Genomic DNA, 14753 nt, shown 5'->3' with positions numbered 1-14753 from the left:
ATGCAAGCTAAATTTGGAACGGATGGGATCAGAGGACGGTACCCAACTGAATTAAATAATAGAATCGCCTTTAAACTTGGACAAAGTTTACCAACGGCAATTGGAACGAATCGCTTAGTTATCGGAATGGATACCAGAGAAAGTAGTTCAGAGTTGCTTTTTAATGTGATTAGTGGAGCAAGAAGTGCAGGGGTTGATGTTATGAACGCGGGGATTGTATCTACCCCGTTGATTAGTTTATATTCTAAGAAAAAAGAAATTACTGGTGTTATGATTACCGCATCCCATAATCCTTATCATGATAATGGGATTAAGGTATTTATCAATGGTGAAAAGCTGAAAAAGCATCAAGAAAAAGCGATAGAAGATTACATTGAGAGTAACCATAAATTTACAATTGTCGGTGTTGGTGAATTGTACAGTGGTGAAAAAGTATTAGATACCTATTTAGATTTGATTGACACCTTAGATTTATATGAAACCCCACTAAGTGTTGGCATTGATAGTGCGCATGGGGCAAATTATTTAATTAGCTTAGGCGTTTTTCGTGAAATAACACAAACGCTTCATCAAATTGGGAATGAACCAAATGGCACCAACATCAATGATGGGGTCGGAAGTACCCATATAGAAGCCATTCAAGAACTTGTCACATCGAAAAATCTAGATATTGGCTTTAGTTTTGATGGCGATGGAGACAGAGTCTTAGTTGTTGATAAGGAGGGTACGCTATATGATGGCGATCAACTGATTTACATCATGGCTTGTTACTTAAAACAACAAGGATTATTAAACAACAATACTGTTGTCTTAACTAAAATGAGTAATTTAGGAATTATTAAAGCCTTAGAGCGCCAAGGAATTGACGTTGAGATCGTTGATGTTGGTGATAAATATGTGCTAGAAGCGCTAAAGAAACATGACTATATATTAGGTGGCGAAAATAGTGGACATATTATCCTAAAACGGTATCTTGATACTGGAGATGGCGTCTTAAATGCATTGTTTATCCTGAAAATATTAACAGACCAACAAACCACATTAAAAGAACTGACAAAAGATATTACCTTTTGGCCACAAAAAATGGTGAATGTTATCGTTGATGACAAATCTATTATGGATGATAACAGAATCCAAACAGTCATCAATACGGTAAAAGATGCTGTTCAAGACAATGGCAAAGTGTTGGTGAGACCAAGTGGGACAGAACCGGTAATAAGAGTCACACTAAGTATGGAAACTGAGGCATTAGTGGATCAATATATAACACAAATTGTTGATGTAATAAACGAGATTAAGGAGGAATCACAATGAGAAATTATGCGATTGTATTAGCCGCAGGTAAAGGGACAAGAATGAAAACCGAGTTACCAAAATGTGCGTTCCCGATTCTAAAGAAACCAATGATTGAATATATTTATGAAAATATTGAACGAAGCTTGATTGATGACACAGTCGTAGTTGTCGGATATCAAAAAGAAATTTTACAAAATATCTTAAAAGATCGTGTGAAATATGCCATTCAACACGATCAATTAGGAACAGGACATGCTGTCAAAGCAACTAAAGAGCATTTACAAGATAAAGAAGGAACAACGATTATTTTGCTTGGTGATATGCCGTTAATCAATCATAAAGTGATTGACAAAGTCATGAGGTATCACCGCGATTCAGATAATGACTTAACTGTTGTAACCACAGACTATGATAATCCTAAAGGCTATGGTCGTATCATTCGTGATGATAATGATATTATTCAAGCAATTGTTGAACACAATGATTGTACAAAGGAACAAAAACAGATCAAAGAAGTAAATACCGGAATTTATATCGTTGATAATAAGTTGTTGTTTGAAGCCGTTGATAAAATTGAAGTCAATGAACGTAAAGGCGAGTATTATTTAACGGATATAGTCTCTATCATGCAGCCTGATTATCGTGTTGGCGCATTTAAACTTTGGGATAGTGACCGTGTAATGGGGGTCAACACCTTATATTCGGTAAGTGTTGCCGAACGCTATTTACGACATGAAATTAATAAAGAACATATGCTTAATGGTGTGAATCTGATTAACCCTGAAACAATTACAATTGGCCATAATGTCAAGTTTGATAGTAATATAACGATTTATCCAAACACAACAATTACGGGAAATAGTGTTGTTAAAAGCGGGTCTAAAATAGGTCCAAATACCGAGTTACATAATTCGGTAATTCATCATAATGTTATGGTGAAACATAGTTATATATATGATAGTGAAGTCTTAAGTGATACCACTGTTGGTCCATTTGCCCACATCCGAAATGGCGCTAAAATCGGGCCAAGTAACCGGATCGGTAACTTTGTTGAAGTGAAGAACTCAACCACAGGCGAAGATACCAAAGCCTCGCATTTAGCCTATATAGGTGATGCAGAAACAGGTAGTGGAGTTAACTTTGGATGTGGTAGTATCACGGTTAACTATGATGGTGTGTCAAAACATAAAACGATTATTGGTGACGATGTCTTTATTGGATGTAATACCAACTTGGTTGCACCACTTGAAGTAGGAGACAGAGTCTTTATTGCCGCTGGGAGTACTGTGACAAAAGATGTACCAACTGGCGCACTAGCAATTGCTAGAAATCGCCAAATAAACAAAGAAGACTACTCGAAGAACTATATTCGACCTAAAAAGAACAATTCTGTTGACAAATAGATTGTGAGTGGTATAATAGTAATTGCTAAACTGTGGAAAGAAGAGTACCCACTCTCACCTGATTGCTGAAGCGATAGGTAGAAGCTACAAAAATATGAAACTATAAATTTTTGAGTGTGGGTGCAGTATGTACGCACACTTTTTCTATGCTTTCCACACACTTTAAGGAGGTGTAAGCATAAAACGATACGGAAAACCAATGCCTGCAAAGAGTAAAGATGCAGACAAATTGAATCAAGGTATTCGAGCAAGAGAACTAATGGTGATCAGTGATGATGGTGAAAAACTCGGTGTAATGAGTAAAAATGCAGCCATTGATATGGCTTTTGAAAGAGGACTAGATTTATTCTTAGTCGCACCAAATGCCAAACCACCAGTAGGTAAATTCATGGATTACAACAAGTACAAATACGAGCAAAAACGTAAAAAACGTGAGGCACGTAAAAATCAGAATACGACTGAATTAAAAGAATTACGCTTAAGTCCGAAGATTCAAGAACACGATTTACAAACGAAAATTCGTAAAGGACGTGAGTTCTTAGAAGATAATGATAAGTTAAAATTATCGATTCGTTTTCGTGGTCGTGAAATGGCATTCACAGATCAAGGTCGCGAAGTTATGATGCAATTTGCAGATCGCGTAAAAGACGTTGCTGATGTTGAAAGTATGCCAAAACGTGATGGCCGAAATATGTTTATGACATTGAAGCCTAAAAAAGACAAATAATAAGGAGTGATGACGATGCCAAAAATGAAAACTCATTCTGGGTCGAAAAAAAGAATGAAGCGGACAGCTTCTGGAAAAGTAAAAGTGCCACATGCACATCGAGGACATTTGTTAACGAATAAAAATAAATCAGCAAGACGCGCTCATCGTAGTGCTACCTTTGTTAGTAAAAGCGATTTAAAACGAATCAAAAAACAAATTTCCAATATTAAATAAGAATTAGGAGGAATACCAATGCCAAGAGTAAAAGGTGGAAACGTCGCTAGAAAAAGACGTAAAAAAATATTAAAATTAGCGAAAGGTTACTTTGGTTCTAAACATTTACTATATCGTACTGCTAATGAGCAAGTGATGAAATCGTTACGTTACGCATATCGTGATCGTAAGAAACGTAAAAGCAACTTTAGAAAATTATGGATTACACGTATTAACGCCGCAGCACGTATGAACGGAATGTCATATTCTCGTTTAATCAATGGTTTAAAAAAAGCTGGGGTTGAAGTTAACCGTAAGATGTTAGCTGACATTGCTGTTAATGACGAACAAGGATTTGCTGACATTGTTGCTTTAGCAGAAAAAGGATTAGCTGGAGAAGCAACACCAGCACCAAAAACAGAAACAGCATCAGCACCAAAACCAACCAAATCTGAACCAAAAGAAGAAACTAAAAACGATGATACTGTAGACATCAGCGATGACTTAACAGTTGCTGAACTAAAAGATATTGCTAAAGAACGTGGCGAAACTGGATACAGTACAATGCGTAAAGCTGAACTCATAGAATTATTAAAATAAGCAGTGAATACTGCTTTTTTTAATGCGTGCAATGTGGTATAATTTTAACGGTGATTTTAATGAAACAATGGATTAAAAACGGCGGTTATGACATCTATCTAATTGCGTTATTAGCAATAACGTTTTTTAGTTATATTTATGAATTGCAAACATATTTTTTAGTCTTTATCGCCCTTGTTGGCATCGTAAATATAGTACTGAAAAACAGTATTTTTTATGTCATACCTGTGCCATTCTTTGTCCAAATGAGTTTTAGTGATTTACGAGATAATGTTGAAATCACCACAGTATATACAGTAATATTAACCTTTTTAATCGTGTTTGATATGATTCAAAATAGAACAATTACAAAACGCGGCAGATTAACATTTCCGTTGGTATTATTGTTAATAGTTTCGGTTGTTACCCACGTCAACTCGCCTGATTTATTCACAACATTTGCGGGATTCATGCAGGTTGCGAGTGTACTTGGGTTATATTTTTACTTTGTTAATACAATCGATGATGATGAAAAAAATATTACATATATTGCCAAAATATTAATGTATCTAGGTGCTTTAGTGACATTAGAGATGGTGTATTTTATCATTAAACAAGATATGTTTGCGATTGACGTTATTCGTAGACGTATGATCCATTTAGGATGGGAAAATATAAATTTAGTTATCTATGCGAATATCATTTCTATTCCCCTTATTGCTTATTTAATAAGCCACTCTAAAATTAAGTTTTACTATATGTTTTTTGCCTTATTGAATAGTTTGGGCATTTTGCTCACGTTATCACGTTCAAGTTTATTGACATTAGGTGTCTTTATTATAGTGTTAGTCCCAATTATGATTTTATATGAAGATCATCGTTTTCGGCTGCTACTTCATGGATGTAGTTTTTTACTCTTTTTTGCAATCACGCTTTATATCGCAGAAGAGTATGAGCTCGTGTCACAGTATATTGAAGCAGTCTTAGATCGTGATTTAACATATGTTCAAGATCGTATCGAATTATTAAAAATTGCATGGAGTAAGTTCAAAGCGCATCCTATTCTTGGTTCTGGTGGATTATATTCATCACGAATTCATATTAGTGAAGCAGGCAATGCTGCTGTAAATTATCATAATACGATTGCCCAGGCATCGACACTAGGAACCATTGGCTTAATTGGATTCTTATGGCTATTTATGCAAAAAACGCGTGTAATACTACAGAAGCAAACATCATTTAAATGGTTTGTGTTAGCGCTAATTTATATCACGGCATTTGTTAACGGTATGTTTCAACCAATGTATTTTTACACAACTTATATGATCTATATTTTCCTTGTTTTAGCAGTAATTGAAAATGTGTCACCTACTTTAAAAAAATAGACTATTATTTGACATCTTTAGTCAAAACCCTTTATAATAGAAGTATCCTAAAGGACTGGAAATCACCCCAAGTGCGACCCCAACTTTATAGAAAAGGGGCTGAGACTCATTATGTGACGGAAGCCTAGAAACAATAGGAACCCTAATTAATGAGTAAGAGGCTACCACCATAGGCGAACAGAGGTTCGACATCGGGTGATTTCCAATTATTTAGGATTTTTTTTATATTTTGTTTTTGAAATTTTCGTTTTAGTGATAAAATAAGATAAGGGGGAATGTATTATGGCGTTTTTCAGATACGATAGCCCATATCGAACAGGTGTGTTTATGGAGTTATCATTTCTTGAGTATATGTTACCAATGGTTGTGATTGTCGTATTGGCTTTAATTATCATTCATTACAGAGACGCTTTTAAGATGTCTGACAAATATGATAAGGTTTTTCGCTATATTGTTGCGACAGTATTTTTAGTACTATATGGTAGTCATTATATATTGCGTTTTCGGTTATATGGGTTTGATACTATTATATTACCATTTCAACTATGTAGTATCAGTATGTTTTTAGCGATTATATTATTATATACTAAGAATAAAGTATTATACTCATTTGTGCTTTATACAGGTGTATTAGGTGGATTGATTAGCTTGCTTACACCAATTATAGGGTATGATTCGGGATATTATCGATATTATCAATTCTATATGGCCCATGGCTTATTAATACTTACACCGATTTATTTTACTGCTGTTCACAATTTTTTTCCAAATTATAAAAATACGATGATTTCATTTTATATATTACAAGGCTTGATTGTCTTTATGGGCGCATTTAACGTTTTTTACGGAACGGATTTTATGTTTGTGTTTTTGGACCCATCAAAAATTGATAAATTTCCTGCGATACGCTACTTTGGTGGAATTCCATATTATATTATTCTTGGAGAGTTTGCCGTTATCGCATCATTTTATCTCATGTATCAGTTTATGAAGAAACTAAAATATCAATTGTTTGAAAACCAAAAGGAGGTTACATATGAAATTATTTAGTCAATATACTTGGGTTGTTAAACTCGTTGGCGCAGCGTTACTCGTTGCTCTTGCCATCTATTTAAAGTTTGGAAATGGTGAAGAAATTGTAATTCCATTCATTGGCGCAGCCATTATCGTCAGTAGTGTGGTTCGACTTGTACCATTTGTCAAAACCCAGTCTAGTGACTTGGTTAAGACGGTAAACATCATTGAAATCACGATTGATTTTGCTATTGGACTGGCCTTTATCCTTGTCACATTATTTACCGAGGAAGGATTACAAAACTTTTTTGGGTACTTACTTGGTTTTTATTTAATGTTTAGAGGAACCGTTCATTTCTTCAGTATATCAACGCATAAGGAAAACAGTGATTGGATCTTATTTGTTTATCATATTGCTGCATTAATTGTTGGTAGTTATGTATTCTTTAGAGGCGACTTTGTACCTGGGGTACTGATTAATATTATCTTAGTATTCAGTATTGTTGCGGGAGGATATTTATCTTATGATGGATTCAATGGCTATCATCTCTACCGCAAACATAAGACATTTGAGGCTGAAGATGTCAAAAAACCTGATGTTGAAAAACGTGTTCCCGATCAAGACGATGACTTACCACAAGATCATATCATTAGTTAAGGTATTGCCACGCAATACCTTTTTTTTGAGCCTTCAAGAAACCAATAAACATGATTGACCAATTAATATAAAATAGTTAATTACAATTATCTATAAGCATTTAGGGTGCTGACCTATACGACAATTATTGAATTTTTAAAAATAAAACATTTTCTTTGACAAATATTCTATGTCGTGTATAATTAATTTGGTAAACTAACTATTTAAAGGAGAATAAACTATGGTTAAAGAAATGTGTTACAAACTTAATAAAAGTAGTATGTTATACAAACGGATTATGTCAAAACATTTAGAAAAATTAAATATTACATATGCACAATTAATGGTTCTACGTGTTATTGATGCAGAACCTGGTATTACAGCAAAAGAGATTTTGATGAAAATGGATACTGATAAAGCGACTTTATCAGGAATCATCTCTCGATTAGAACGCGATAACTACATTTACCGTGTTAAGAATAAAAAAGATGGTCGTGTCCGTAATATTTTCTTATCACAAGGAAGCAAAGACATTTGTCGCCGCGTTAATGTCTTAGAAGAAGAATGTATCCATAATCTTGTTAATGGGATTAGCGAAGAAGATACAAAGCACTTCGTACGTATTTTAGATTTATTTATCTTGAATCAAGAGCGTCGTATTAACGAACAAAATTAAAACTCACTTTGTGAGTTTTTTAATAGTTTAGGGTTTTTCTTATGGCTTTAGGTATGATATAATAGCCTTAGAAAAGAATATCATAGGAGGAACGTATGAGTAAAATATTAAAAGAAATGTCGATGTTAAAAGGTATTCCTGGTAATGAACGATTAGTAAGAGAATATATGAGTGAAAAAATGGATGGTCTTGCTAAAGTATCATTTGATAACTTAGGAAGTATCATTGGAGAAAAAGTAGGGCAAGAGAATGGACCAAAAATCATGGTTGCTGGTCATATGGATGAAGTAGGTTTCTTAGTTACTACAATTACTGATGAAGGGTATATTAAATTTACCCCTGCTGGTGGATGGTGGTCACAAGTAATGCTTGCTCAACAATTTATCATTACGACTAAAGATGGTAAAGAAATTCGTGGTGTTATAGGGGCAAAACCACCACATATTTTAAGTCCTGAAGACCGTAAAAAACCTGTTGATATGAAAAACATGTTTTTAGATATTGGGGTTGAAGATAAAGATGAAGCAAAAGATCTAGGAATTCGTCCTGGAGATATGATTACGCCATATATTGAGGTTACTGAGTTAACAAACAAAAACTTTTTATTAGGAAAAGCTTGGGACAACCGTGTCGGATGCGCAGCAGCAATCGACGTATTGAATAATTTAAAAGATGAAAAACATGATAACCGTTATTATGCGGTAGGTACCGTTCAGGAAGAAGTAGGATTACGTGGGGCTAAAACAAGTGCTCACAAAATCCAACCAGATATTGGGATTGCTTTAGATACGACCATTGCATTTGATTTTCCAAAGGGAAGTAAGAATACAGAACTTGGGAAAGGTGTTGGAATCATGTTTAAAGACAGCAGTATGGTCGGACATAAAGGGTTACGTGATTATGTTTTAGATTTATGTGAAGAAAAAAATATACCTTATCAATTAACCTATCTTGAACGCGGAGGAACTGATGGTGGTTCAATCCATATGAATGCCGAAGGTGCGCCAACAATTGCGTTATGTGTGCCAGTAAGATACTTGCATTCTCATACATCTATCATGCATAAAAAAGATTATGACGCAATGGTAAGATTGGTAACTGAAATGGTTAAAGGTCTTGACCAAGAAACAGTTGAAAAGATTACGTACCAATAAAAAAGCCATTATTTGGCTTTTTATTTGGTGATGACGATGCGAGTTATAAGTGGTAAATATCGATCAAGAAAATTAGAACGGGTTGATTCAAACAAAACGAGAGAAACCAAAGATCGCGTTAAAGAAAGTCTTTTTAATGCTATCCATTTTGATGTGGTTGATGCGACTGTTTTAGACTTGTTTGCTGGCAGTGGCGCGCTTGGTATTGAAGCATTGAGTCGTGAGGCTAAACATTGTGACTTTATCGATCAGAGCAACCAAGCCGTTACAGTGATTCAACGCAATATTAAGGCCTTAGATATTGCCTCTAAGTGTCAGGTGTTTCAGTCGAATTATGAGGCCTTTTTAAAAGAATGTCATAAAAGGTATGATATTATCTTGCTTGATCCTCCATATAAGACTTATGACCTCGATCAACTGATTGATATGATAGAAACAGAAAAACGCTTAGAGCCTTATGGGTTAATCGTTGTTTTAATGCATAAATCAGAGGTGTTAAATCGTCATAAACATGGTATAATTGACTATAAGACAAAAATTAAAGGGATTACAAAAATCGTTTTTCTTAAATGGAGTGATTAGATGAGTGTTGCAGTATATCCAGGAAGCTTTGATCCGATTACATTTGGCCACATGGATATTGCTAAAAGAGCATTAAAAGTATTTGATGAACTGGTAATTTTGGTAAGTACAAACCCAAAGAAAACATCTTTATTTACAGCCGAAGAACGGATTGATATGATTAAAGAGAGTTTGTCTGATGTAAAAGATAGGATTCGCGTATGTACGAGTAATGATCTCACTGTTAGGCAAACAAAAGCGTTAAATGCCTCACATATTATTCGGGGATTACGTGCGGTAACAGATTTTGAGTATGAATTTGAAATGGCTCATGCGAACCGTGTTTTAGATCGTTCTGTTGATAGTATTTATTTTATGACCGACAGCAGATATATCTTTTTATCGAGTTCAACAGTTAAAGAAATAGCGGATTATGAAGGTGACTTATCTCAGTTTGTGCCTGAATATGTTGAAAAACAACTGATGAAAAAACTTAGATAACGCTCCTATTTAGAAAATATAAAAAAATTAAAAACGCTCATAATCATGTAATGATTTTATTTATGAGTGTTTTGTTTTTGTTTTATTTATAATAATGTTAAAATGTTATCAGGTGATAACATATGGATAAAAGAGAACAACTATTTGATGAATTAAGAAAGCATAATATTCGAATAACTAAGCAAAGAAGAGCCATCATCGATGTGTTAGAGGATAGCCATTTAACCATTCAAGAGATTTATTCAGCGCTTAAGAAACGCGGATTTAAAAACCTCGGAACTGTGTATAATAATATTGACTTCCTGTTAGAACACAAGATAGTAACACAACTGTTTATTAATGGAAAGAAACATTATGACCTAACAATTGATGAAGAAAGCCATGATGCGGATTCACATATCCACGTTACATGTAAAGTTGATAACAAGATTATTGAAATAAACCACAGCGATATTTTTGATACAATCAAAAACCATCCTGTGTTTGAGAATTTTGACATTGATAAGATTCAACTTCAAGTAGAAGGCGTTTGTAAAAACGTGGAAAAAAGAAGTTGTCACAAGGATGGTAAGTGTTTCTTAGCAACTTTAGGGAAACAAGATAAATAAAGCCGAAAGGCTTTTTTTATTTATAATATAAATAGTTATTTATAAAAAGTCCATAAAACGTTGAGAAAAGAGACAATTTTCGCTATAATGCTCGTTGTAGGAGTGGTATTATGAAATTGACAGAGCTGGAAATAAAAGATTCAGCTAAAGTAGTTTCATTAGATAATCTCGCAGCAGATTATGTGCAAAGGTTAATGGATGTTGGCCTTTATAAAGATGCTGAAGTCATTTTGTTAAATCGATTATCTTTTGGAAACTTATATTTAATTGAAGTAGATAATATTGAACTTTGTATTAGAGAAAAAGATGCTAAACTGATTGAGGTGCACAAATGATTTACTTGCTCGCAGGGAATCCAAATGTTGGAAAAAGTACCTTTTTCAATTTTATGACAAAATCAAATGTGCATGTTGGTAACTATAGTGGGATCACTGTTGAAAAGCGGGTTCACCCAATCAAACATTATCCAGGCGCAAATCTTGTAGATTTACCTGGAACCTACAATGTCAGTCCAAGCGCTGAAGATGAAGGTGTTGTTACGTATTCTTTATTACATGAAGATTATAAGGGAATACTAAACATCATTGATTCAACACATATGAAACGTAATTTACATCTCACTATTCAACTTTTAGAACTTGGGATGCCAATGTTACTTGTTTTCAACCTAAATGATGCACTTAGAAATGATGGATATGTTATTGATACTGACAAAGTGTCAAAGTTGCTTAATTGTGATGCGATTAGTATTAGTTCAACAAAACGTGATCCTAAAGACGATCAACGGATTGCTGAAGAAATTAAGAATATGCGCGCATTTAAAGCAATTGAACTTGATTACCCCCAAACTATTCAGTGGGGTATACAACGTATCCATGATTTACTAAGACATGATACATTACAAGTTAAAAAGAAGTGGCTAGCTCTCCAAATTTTAGAAGGAAATGAAGGGATTTTTGATCAACTTAATTTAGTAAAGGCTGATAAGATACGTCAGGTTGTTAAAGAGGTTGAAACAAAAGTTATTGATGAAGGCATTGCTAGTTCCTTAAAAGGAGCGATCTTTAATACACGACGTGAATTTATTGAGACAATTGTTGATGAGTGTTTAATTCGTGTAGAAGAAAAAGAACATTCAAAATACTTTAATCAAAAGATAGATAAAGTACTCACCCATCCCATCTTTGGATTACCAATCTTCTTTACGATTATGTTATTGATTTATCAAATTAGTTTTGGTGGTATAGGACTGGGTACCATCCTGACTGAGTGGTTTGAGTGGGGGTGGGATAGTCTTGTCATCCACTATAGTAGTGTCGGGCTTGAATTCATTGGTATTACAGGTTTTATGCATGGTCTTTTAGTTGATGGACTCCTCGCCGGGGTTGGTGGTGTGTTAGTATTCTTACCACAAATACTGATTCTTTTCTTTTTATTATCTGTATTAGAAGGCGTTGGATACATGGCGCGTGTCGCTATTTTAATGGATCGCTTCTTAAGTAAGTTTGGGTTTAATGGGAAAAGTATAGTGCCTATGATTACAGGATTTGGATGTACTGTACCAGCGATTATGGCGACTCGAACAATCCGTAATAAAAACGAGCGATTATTGACAATCTTAACAATACCGTTTGTGTCATGTAGTGCTCGGTTACCAATTTATGTTATCTTCATTGGACTCTTTTTCAATCGTTACCAAGCGTTTGTCATGTTGGCAATATACCTATTAGGGGTTATTGTCATGCTAGTGAGTGCAAAAGTGTTCAGTTTATCATATTTTAAAGGAAGCGGTCAAGATTTCATTTTAGAGTTGCCACCTTACCGTGTCCCTCAGTTTAGAACAATCAGTTATCAAGCATTAGATAAAGCAAAAGGGTTTTTGAAAAAAGCAGGAACCTTTATCTTAATAGGATCTGCAATTTTGTGGATTTCAAGTAATGTTGGACCGGGTGGGATTGATATAACCCAAGATGATAGTTTTTTAAGCATTATAGCTAGTTATATAGCACCAATATTTTACCCATTAGGCTTTGGGACATGGCAAGCTACCAGTAGTTTAATTAGTGGATTTTTAGCGAAAGAGATTGTTGTTTCATCACTAATTGTATTATATGGTTCTGAAACAGCTATTGCTTCTGCGTTTAGTTTAACAGCAGCAATGACATATGTTGTTTTTGCAAGTCTGTATGTCCCGTGTATCGCTACTGTCGCAACAGTTAAAGCAGAAACAAAAAGTAAAAAATGGATGTTATTTAGTATCGGATATTCTTTTGTAGTAGCGTATATCGTTGCTTTGATTGTTCGATTAATATTAATGATTTTCTTATAGGAGGATAAGATGGATAACGCAATAAAAAAACAAATAATACGTATGCAAAAAGACGAAGTGACCAGTGGCTTACTCTATCAAAAACTGGCAAAACGTGCAAAGAATGAAGATACCAAAGACATGTTAGAAGCGATTGCGAATGATGAGTTTCGACACAATGCGTTCTTCAAAGAGATTACGGGTATTGAGGTAAAACCGAATCGTTTCCGTGTGATGTTTTTACTTGTATTATCTTGGTTGTTTGGGGTTACCTTTATTGCAAAATTACTCGAGGCAGCCGAAGAAGATGCACAAGAGATTTATGAAACTCTCGAAGAGGATGTACCAGGGATTCAAAAGGTTATTGAAGATGAAGAACGTCATGAAGCCGAATTAATTAACGCGTTTAATGAAGAACGGTTAAAATATGTGAGTAGTATTGTGCTCGGCTTAAATGATGCGCTTGTTGAGTTGACAGGGGCTCTTGCTGGATTAACCTTTGCCTTGGCAAATCCTAAAACAGTCGCCTTAGCAGGTCTTATTACTGGTGTTGCCGCAGCCTTTTCAATGGCGTCAAGTGAATACCTAGCAACAAAACAAGATGCGTCTCACAAAGAAGCTATTACTTCGAGTCTATATACAGGAGGCGCTTATTTAGTCGCAGTAATGTTGCTTGTATCGCCATACTTACTGGGTCTTAATCCTTATCTTGCTTTAGGCATTATGGTAGCTATCGTCATTGTCATTATTTTTGTCTTTAACTTTTATATTTCTATTGCGAAAGACTTAAATTTCAAAAAACGATTCTTAGAGATGGTTACTATATCACTTGGTGTAGCCACCTTCTCATTTTTGTTTAGTTTTGTGATAAAAGCTTGGCTTGGAGTATAATAAAATTCGGTCCTAAAAAGGACCGGATTTTTTGAATCTTTTCATTAAATTGCTTGCTTTTAAAGGGTAAAACCACTATAATATTTAACGGACATTAAAAATTGGTCCCGTAGCCAAGTGGCTAAGGCAATGGACTGCAACTCCGTGATCACCAGTTCGAATCTGGTCGGGACCTCCATATTGAGATATCAGAGTTTATTTCAAGATTTCGCATATTACTAGGGATTATCCCTGTCGTTGCATTAGAAATCGTTAAGAAATAAACTCTTTTTTTGTACCCTTTCCTATTAGTAAAACCAGATAAAAAAACGTGTATATGAAATATTTGATTATAACCAGTTATATGTTAAATTAGGTCATATAAGACCTTTGGATTTTCTAAAAAAGAGTGGTAAAATTAAATAAGTAGAAATAGAGGGATAACAACTAAACTCTACTTTTTGTAGAGTTTTTTAAAAGGAGTGATTTTTTTGGACATTTTAACAAACATTAACTATGTCGGAGATATTGTGAATTTATTTGGGTTTAGTATATTAGGATTTGGGATTTTGGCACTAATTAGTAAAAAAAGTCTTGAAGTACCATTTGGAAATTTAGAGATGATTAGGTTTAAGCCTTTTTTTGTGACATCACCATTAATTGGATAGGTTACAATTAATTGAACAGTTTTCTTATGGAGTATGTTAAACTAAAACAAGTAAAGAAAGAAGGAAGTTAACATGGCTCAAAAGAGAAGAAAACGAAGAAAGTTTACAGAGAAGTTCAAAAAACAGATGGTTGAACTAGTGCAATCAGGAAAACCAAAGAGTGAGGTTATC

The 14753-nt window shown here is 34.4% G+C and carries 17 protein-coding genes, 1 tRNA gene and 1 other annotated feature; all 18 genes read left to right on the top strand.

Going from position 1 to position 14753, the window contains the following annotated elements; genetic code table 11:
* The 18 genes from UMR38_07995 to UMR38_07910 all read left to right on the top strand — a co-directional run bounded on the left by UMR38_07995 (nucleotide 1) and on the right by UMR38_07910 (nucleotide 14582).
* Entirely contained in the window at nucleotides 1–1314 is a 1314-nt protein-coding gene (locus tag UMR38_07995; protein MEC9485788.1) for a hypothetical protein, read from the top strand.
* Nucleotides 1311–2699: a bifunctional UDP-N-acetylglucosamine diphosphorylase/glucosamine-1-phosphate N-acetyltransferase GlmU gene (gene glmU / locus UMR38_07990; protein ID MEC9485787.1), complete on the top strand. Its 1389-nt coding sequence runs from the start codon at nucleotides 1311–1313 to the stop codon at nucleotides 2697–2699. The genes UMR38_07995 and glmU overlap by 4 nt, the downstream gene beginning before the upstream one ends.
* Before the next feature lie 31 nt (nucleotides 2700–2730).
* Nucleotides 2731–2850: a sequence feature (ribosomal protein L20 leader region), on the top strand.
* A 48-nt stretch (nucleotides 2851–2898) separates the two neighbouring features.
* Nucleotides 2899–3426 (top strand): translation initiation factor IF-3, encoded by a 528-nt coding sequence (gene infC, locus UMR38_07985; protein ID MEC9485786.1) that lies wholly within the window; start codon nucleotides 2899–2901, stop codon nucleotides 3424–3426.
* Between the two features lie 15 nt (nucleotides 3427–3441).
* Nucleotides 3442–3642 carry a 50S ribosomal protein L35 gene (gene rpmI / locus UMR38_07980; GenBank protein MEC9485785.1) on the top strand — a complete coding sequence of 67 codons (201 nt, stop codon included), beginning with the start codon at nucleotides 3442–3444 and terminating at the stop codon, nucleotides 3640–3642.
* An 18-nt stretch (nucleotides 3643–3660) separates the two neighbouring features.
* Nucleotides 3661–4221: a 50S ribosomal protein L20 gene (gene rplT / locus UMR38_07975; protein MEC9485784.1), complete on the top strand. Its 561-nt coding sequence runs from the start codon at nucleotides 3661–3663 to the stop codon at nucleotides 4219–4221.
* Nucleotides 4222–4280: 59 nt separating this feature from the next.
* Nucleotides 4281–5585, top strand: a complete 1305-nt coding sequence (locus UMR38_07970) for an O-antigen ligase family protein (GenBank protein MEC9485783.1) — start codon at nucleotides 4281–4283, stop codon at nucleotides 5583–5585.
* A gap of 282 nt (nucleotides 5586–5867) precedes the next feature.
* Nucleotides 5868–6635 carry a TIGR02206 family membrane protein gene (locus UMR38_07965; protein ID MEC9485782.1) on the top strand — a complete coding sequence of 256 codons (768 nt, stop codon included), beginning with the start codon at nucleotides 5868–5870 and terminating at the stop codon, nucleotides 6633–6635.
* Entirely contained in the window at nucleotides 6622–7257 is a 636-nt protein-coding gene (locus UMR38_07960; protein MEC9485781.1) for a hypothetical protein, read from the top strand. The genes UMR38_07965 and UMR38_07960 overlap by 14 nt, the downstream gene beginning before the upstream one ends.
* A 220-nt stretch (nucleotides 7258–7477) precedes the next feature.
* Nucleotides 7478–7912: a MarR family transcriptional regulator gene (locus tag UMR38_07955; protein ID MEC9485780.1), complete on the top strand. Its 435-nt coding sequence runs from the start codon at nucleotides 7478–7480 to the stop codon at nucleotides 7910–7912.
* 95 nt (nucleotides 7913–8007) lie between these two features.
* Nucleotides 8008–9066 (top strand): M42 family metallopeptidase, encoded by a 1059-nt coding sequence (locus UMR38_07950; GenBank protein ID MEC9485779.1) that lies wholly within the window; start codon nucleotides 8008–8010, stop codon nucleotides 9064–9066.
* A 36-nt stretch (nucleotides 9067–9102) separates the two neighbouring features.
* Nucleotides 9103–9648 carry a 16S rRNA (guanine(966)-N(2))-methyltransferase RsmD gene (rsmD, locus tag UMR38_07945; protein MEC9485778.1) on the top strand — a complete coding sequence of 182 codons (546 nt, stop codon included), beginning with the start codon at nucleotides 9103–9105 and terminating at the stop codon, nucleotides 9646–9648.
* A complete protein-coding gene (gene coaD / locus UMR38_07940) occupies nucleotides 9649–10128 on the top strand; it encodes a pantetheine-phosphate adenylyltransferase (GenBank protein MEC9485777.1) in 480 nt (159 codons plus the stop codon).
* A gap of 122 nt (nucleotides 10129–10250) precedes the next feature.
* Nucleotides 10251–10736 (top strand): Fur family transcriptional regulator, encoded by a 486-nt coding sequence (locus UMR38_07935; protein MEC9485776.1) that lies wholly within the window; start codon nucleotides 10251–10253, stop codon nucleotides 10734–10736.
* A 110-nt stretch (nucleotides 10737–10846) separates the two neighbouring features.
* Entirely contained in the window at nucleotides 10847–11071 is a 225-nt protein-coding gene (locus UMR38_07930) for a FeoA family protein (GenBank protein MEC9485775.1), read from the top strand.
* Nucleotides 11068–13065 (top strand): ferrous iron transport protein B, encoded by a 1998-nt coding sequence (feoB, locus tag UMR38_07925; protein MEC9485774.1) that lies wholly within the window; start codon nucleotides 11068–11070, stop codon nucleotides 13063–13065. The genes UMR38_07930 and feoB overlap by 4 nt, the downstream gene beginning before the upstream one ends.
* A gap of 9 nt (nucleotides 13066–13074) precedes the next feature.
* A complete protein-coding gene (locus tag UMR38_07920) occupies nucleotides 13075–13935 on the top strand; it encodes a VIT1/CCC1 transporter family protein (protein MEC9485773.1) in 861 nt (286 codons plus the stop codon).
* A 103-nt stretch (nucleotides 13936–14038) separates the two neighbouring features.
* Nucleotides 14039–14113 (top strand) — tRNA-Cys (locus UMR38_07915).
* A 292-nt stretch (nucleotides 14114–14405) separates the two neighbouring features.
* Nucleotides 14406–14582, top strand: a complete 177-nt coding sequence (locus UMR38_07910) for a hypothetical protein (protein ID MEC9485772.1) — start codon at nucleotides 14406–14408, stop codon at nucleotides 14580–14582.
* The last annotated feature ends 171 nt before the right edge of the window (nucleotides 14583–14753 follow it).

Source organism: Candidatus Izemoplasma sp. (assembly GCA_036172455.1).
Lineage (GTDB): Bacteria > Bacillota_I > Bacilli_A > Izemoplasmatales > Izemoplasmataceae > JAIPGF01.
This window is presented reverse-complemented; position numbering and strand designations above follow the sequence as displayed.